General features: G+C 63.7%; 6 protein-coding genes. All 6 read left to right on the plus strand.

Translation table 11 applies throughout. The features are described from left to right. Positions 1-1,182: threonine--tRNA ligase (gene thrS, locus A2J01_RS13675; protein WP_064112893.1), on the plus strand; the 1,182-nt coding region annotated here is incomplete at its 5' end. After that, the gene (locus A2J01_RS13680; RefSeq protein WP_003943307.1) at positions 1,179-1,733 is read left to right on the plus strand and encodes an HIT family protein; all 555 of its coding nucleotides are present in this window, start codon (positions 1,179-1,181) and stop codon (positions 1,731-1,733) included. The genes thrS and A2J01_RS13680, both read left to right, overlap by 4 nt. Positions 1,734-1,814: 81 nt before the next feature. Further along, positions 1,815-2,492, plus strand: coding sequence for a phosphatidylinositol phosphate synthase (gene pgsA / locus A2J01_RS13685; RefSeq protein WP_037130749.1), 678 nt, complete (start codon positions 1,815-1,817; stop codon positions 2,490-2,492). Beyond that, positions 2,489-3,391, plus strand: a complete 903-nt coding sequence (locus A2J01_RS13690) for a phosphatidylinositol mannoside acyltransferase (RefSeq protein WP_042919909.1) — start codon at positions 2,489-2,491, stop codon at positions 3,389-3,391. Before pgsA ends, A2J01_RS13690 begins: the two co-directional genes overlap by 4 nt. Continuing rightward, positions 3,388-4,515, plus strand: a complete 1,128-nt coding sequence (locus tag A2J01_RS13695) for a glycosyltransferase family 4 protein (protein ID WP_003943332.1) — start codon at positions 3,388-3,390, stop codon at positions 4,513-4,515. Before A2J01_RS13690 ends, A2J01_RS13695 begins: the two co-directional genes overlap by 4 nt. Then, the coding region (locus tag A2J01_RS13700; protein ID WP_064112894.1) for an NUDIX hydrolase at positions 4,512-5,309 on the plus strand (798 nt) is incomplete at its 3' end. The genes A2J01_RS13695 and A2J01_RS13700, both read left to right, overlap by 4 nt.

Below are 5,309 nucleotides of genomic sequence, written 5' to 3' on the forward strand. Positions count from 1 at the left end.
ATCCGCACCGAGATGGAGAACTACTCGCGCAGCCGCCACATCGAGGCGGGCTACGAGTTCGTCAACACTCCGCACATCACCAAGGGGCATCTGTACGAGGTTTCCGGTCACCTCGACTGGTACCGCGACGGCATGTTCCCGGCGATGCACGTCGACGAGGAACTGAACGAGGACGGCACCGTGCGCAAGCCGGGCCAGGACTACTACCTCAAGCCGATGAACTGCCCGATGCACAACCTGATCTTCCGTGCTCGCGGACGCTCGTACCGTGAATTGCCGTTGCGGCTCTTCGAATTCGGCTCGGTCTACCGCTACGAGAAGTCCGGCGTCATCCACGGCCTGACCCGCGTGCGCGGCATGACCCAGGACGACGCTCACATCTACTGCACCCGTGAGCAGATGCGCGACGAGCTGACCACCACCCTGCAGTTCGTTCTGAACCTGCTCAAGGACTACGGCCTCGACGACTTCTACCTCGAACTGTCCACCAAAAACCCGGACAAGTTCGTCGGTAGCGACGACGTCTGGGAAGAGGCGACCGCAACGCTCGCCGAGGTCGGCGAAGCTTCCGGCCTGACTCTGGTGCCGGATCCGGGCGGAGCCGCGTTCTACGGTCCCAAGATCTCCGTTCAGGTCAAGGACGCACTCGGCCGCACCTGGCAGATGTCGACCATCCAGCTCGACTTCAACCTGCCCGAGCGGTTCGAGCTCGAATACACCGGCAACGACGGGGTCAAGACTCGTCCGGTCATGATCCACCGCGCGCTGTTCGGCTCGATCGAGCGGTTCTTCGGTGTCCTGACCGAGCACTACGCGGGCGCGTTCCCGGCGTGGCTGGCGCCGGTGCAGGTCGTCGGAATCCCGGTGGCCGAGGCCTTCGCCGATCACCTGTTCGACGTCACGAAGAAGCTCAAGGCAGCCGGTGTTCGCGCCGAGGTCGATTTCAGTGACGACCGCATGCAGAAGAAGATCCGTAACCACACCACGCAAAAGGTCCCGTTCATGCTCCTCGCGGGCGAGCGTGACGTGGAGGCCGGCGCGGTCAGCTTCCGTTTCCGCGACGGCACCCAGATCAACGGCATTCCCGTCGACGACGCCGTCCGGATCATCACCGAGTGGATCGGCCGCCGCGAGAACGCCTCGCCGACAGCCGAACTGGTGCAGCCAAGCGTGGCGCAGTGAGCGCCCCCGGTGACGACGGTCCGGGTTCGCTGATCGACCACGGCGTCGGTGACCCTGACCATTTGCAGCGCATTTGGTCGCCGCATCGGATGTCGTACATCACCGAGGCGCCCAACACCCCGGGCACGACAGGTGAACCGTTCATCGACATTCCGAAGATGTCGGACGAAGAAGGACTGATCGTTGCCCGCGGTGAGCATGTCTATGCGGTTCTGAACCTGTATCCGTACAACCCGGGGCACCTGATGGTGGTTCCGTACCGCAAGGTCGCGGCACTCGAAGACCTGACGCCGGAGGAGAGCGCCGAGTTGATGGCGTTCACCCAGCAGGCGTTGCGGGTGATCAAGAGCGTGTCGAATCCTCACGGATTCAACGTCGGCCTGAATCTCGGTGCCGCTGCGGGCGGTTCGCTGTCCGAGCACCTTCACCAACACGTAGTGCCACGTTGGGGCGGCGACGCCAACTTCATCACCGTGCTCGGTGGGGTCAAGGTGATGCCGCAATTGCTGCGGGAGACCAGGGGACTACTCGCCGGTGCCTGGCAACAATAGGTTGACGCATCCGGCTTCATGGCAGGATGCATTGCTGCAACGAGTTCCGAACCGGAACTCACGACGGGGAGGGTTCCTGCGGTGTTGAGCTTCTTCGGGCGCGCATCGGTGTCCAAGGTGACGGCACCTATGGGGAAGGCGCTGGTCAAGACCGGTCTGACGCCGGACTCGGTGACGGTGATCGGCACGGTGGCAAGCGTCGCCGGTGCGGTGACGCTGTTTCCGTCCGGACATCTGTTCTGGGGAACCATGTTCATCTGGTTCTTCGTCATGTTCGACATGCTCGACGGCGCAATGGCTCGTGCTCGCGGCGGCGGAACGCGGTACGGGGCGGTACTGGACGCGACCTGCGACCGCGTCGCCGACGGCGCGATTTTTGCCGGCCTGGCCTGGTGGGCGGTCTACCACGAGAACAGCAAGTGGCTGCTCGTCGCGACGCTCATCTGCCTCGTCACCTCGCAGGTCATCTCGTACGCGAAGGCGCGCGCGGAGGCGAGCGGGCTGACTGCGGACGGCGGGTGGATCGAGCGCCCGGACCGATTGATCATCGTGTTGGTCGGATCCGGCCTGACGGGTATGGGTCTTCCGTGGGCAATCCACATCGCGATGTGGGTACTTGCCGCCGGAAGCATCGTGACGGTCTTCCAGCGAGTGCTCGCGGTGCGCAATTCCCCTGGCGCCCGGGAACTTCTGCCGATCGCCCCGGCCGCATCGACGGTCGAAGGTGCGCCGAACACGGACGGCGAGGCAGAGAAATGAGCTTTGCCGAGCGTGCAACCGACCTGGGATACGCCGCGGGTTGGCGTCTGGTGCGAAGCCTGCCGGAATCGGTGGCGGTCAAGCTGTTCGACGCCGGAGCGGATTTCGCGGTACGCAAGGGCGGACCCGAACAACTCAGGAAGAACCTCGCGAGAGTTCTGGGCACGACGCCGGAGGAAGTTCCGGATCAGTTGATCAAGGATTCTATGCGCTCGTACGCCCGGTACTGGCGTGAGGCATTCCGTCTACCGTCGATGGACCTGGTCGCGACAGGTAAGGCGTTGCATGCGCTGGTCGAGGGCCAGGAACATCTGGAAAAAGCAATGGCAGCAGGTCATGGCGCGGTATTGGCGCTGCCCCACAGCGGTAATTGGGACATGGCCGGCGTGTGGTGTGTTCAGCAATGGGGTGGGTTGACCTCCGTTGCCGAGCGGCTCAAGCCCGAATCCCTGTACGAACGGTTTGTCGAATACCGCGAGAGTCTCGGTTTCGAGATCTTTCCGCTCAGCGGCGGGGAGCATCCTCCGTTCGTCGAACTGTCCAAGCATCTGCGCGAGAACAAGATCGTGTGCTTGCTGGGGGAGCGCGATCTGGCGAAGAAGGGTGTGCCCGTCACCTTCTTCGGAGAACCCACTCGCATGCCCGCCGGCCCGGCGAAGCTCGCGATCGATACCGGCGCGCCGCTACTTCCGGTCCACTGCTGGTTCACTCCCGACGGTTGGGGTTTCAAGATCGACCCGCCGATCGACGTATCCGGCGGAGTCGGCCCGGCCACGCAGGCACTTGCCGACCGTTTCGCGGTCAACATCGCAGCGCACCCCGCTGACTGGCACATGCTTCAGCCGCTGTGGCGCTCCGACCTCTCCGAATCGCGGCTCGCCCGCATGGAGGGTGAATGAAGATCGGCATGATCTGCCCGTACTCCTTCGACGTCCCCGGTGGTGTGCAGGCGCACGTGGTGGATCTGGCAGAGGTGCTGATCGAACGTGGTCACAAAGTGAGTGTGCTTGCGCCGTCGTCCGATGACGACGAGTTGCCGGATTTTGTGGTTTCCGCAGGTAAAGCCGTCGCGATTCCCTACAACGGTTCTGTTGCACGGTTGTCTTTCGGCCCGACGGCGAACAACCGCCTCCGCAAGTTCATCGCGGAAGGTGACTTCGACGTTCTACATATCCACGAACCCAATGCGCCGAGTCTGTCCATGCTCGCGTTGCGTATCGCGGAAGGCCCGATCGTCGCCACCTTCCACACGTCGACCACGAAGTCGTTGGTGCTGAGCACTTTTCAGGGTGTCTTGGCTCCGTATCTCGAGAAGATCAGTGGCCGGATCGCAGTCTCGGAGTTGGCGCGTCGTTGGCAGGTCGAGTCCCTCGGATCCGACGCGGTCGAAATTCCCAACGGCGTCGATGTCGCAGCGTTTGCCGAGGCCGATCTGTTGCCCGGCTACCCGCGCGAAGGTGGAACCATTCTGTTCCTCGGTCGCTACGACGAACCGCGCAAGGGGATGGCCGTCCTCCTCGGCGCACTGCCGGAGTTGGTCGAGCGTCACCCGGATCTCGAAGTGATCGTGGTCGGACGCGGCGACGAGGAGAAACTCCGCAAAGAGGCGGGCAAGTACTTCAAGCATCTCCGCCTGCTCGGGCAGGTCAGTGACGAGGAGAAAGCGTCGGCGCTTCGCAGTGCGGACGTCTACTGCGCGCCCAATCTCGGCGGTGAGAGCTTCGGGATCGTGCTGGTCGAGGCCATGGCGGCTGGCACTGCCGTCGTGGCCAGTGAGTTGGACGCTTTTCGCCGTGTTCTTCGCGACGGTCAGGCCGGCTTGCTGGTCCCCATCGGGAACTCCGATGCCTTGGCAGAGGCAATCGATTCCGTTCTCGGTGACCCGGATCGACGACGCGCGCTGGTCAACACCGCGACAAGTGTTGTTGCCGAATACGACTGGCCGGTGGTGGCCGAACAGATCCTGCGTGTCTACGAGACCGTCACGGTTGGCGGCACCGGCGTACGCGTGGTGGGTTCATGACCTTCTCCGCTCTGACAATCTTCATTCTCGGGCTCGTCGCTGCCGTCGTCCTGGTCGTCGGACTGTGGGCGTACGGGACGGCGAACCGACTCGATCGACTGCATGTGCGTTCGGATCAGTCGTGGTTGGCGCTCGATGCGGCTCTGTCCCGTCGTGCCGCGGTTGTCCGCGCGGCGGCTGTGGACATGAGCGCCGACGACGCCCGCAGATTCGTCACCTTGGCGGACGCCGCCGAACGTGCGGATCGTCAGGATCGCGAGCTTGCCGAGAACCGGCTGTCCAATGCTCTCGCTGCCTACGGCACGACGTCGCTGCGACCTCAACTGGTGGCCGAGTTGGCCGATGCCGAGGCGAGGGTCCTGATCGCTCGGCGGTTCCACAACGACGCGGTGCGCGACACTCTCGCGTTGCGTACGCGTCGACTTGTTCGCTGGCTGCACCTCGGGGGAACGGCACCGCTACCTCAGTACTTCGAGATATCGGAGCGCACGACCGCGGCGGCGGTGCCCGAGGGCATCACCGTGGATACGTCACGGACCTCTGCCCGCGTGGTGATGCTGGACGAGGAAGATCGGGTGCTGCTGTTGCGCGGGCACGATCCCAAGATCCCGAACACTTACTTCTGGTTCACCGTTGGCGGCGGGCTCGAACGCGGCGAACATCTGCGAGCGGCCGCGGTTCGTGAGATCGAGGAGGAAACGGGGTTCAAGGTAGCGCCGGAGAATCTGCGAGGTCCGCTTTGGCGTCGGGTGGCGATCTTCCCGTTCGACGGTGAGCTGATCCGTTCGGAAGAG

This window comes from Rhodococcus sp. EPR-134, from assembly GCF_001647205.1.
In the GTDB taxonomy this organism is placed as follows: Bacteria; Actinomycetota; Actinomycetes; order Mycobacteriales; family Mycobacteriaceae; genus Rhodococcus_F; species Rhodococcus_F qingshengii.

What these genes read in the sequence shown, in the direction of transcription:
- A2J01_RS13690 (WP_042919909.1), top strand. Translation starts at nt 2,489, where the DNA reads ATGAGCTTTGCCGAGCGTGCAACCGACCTGGGATACGCCGCGGGTTGG.
- A2J01_RS13695 (WP_003943332.1), top strand. Translation starts at nt 3,388, where the DNA reads ATGAAGATCGGCATGATCTGCCCGTACTCCTTCGACGTCCCCGGTGGT.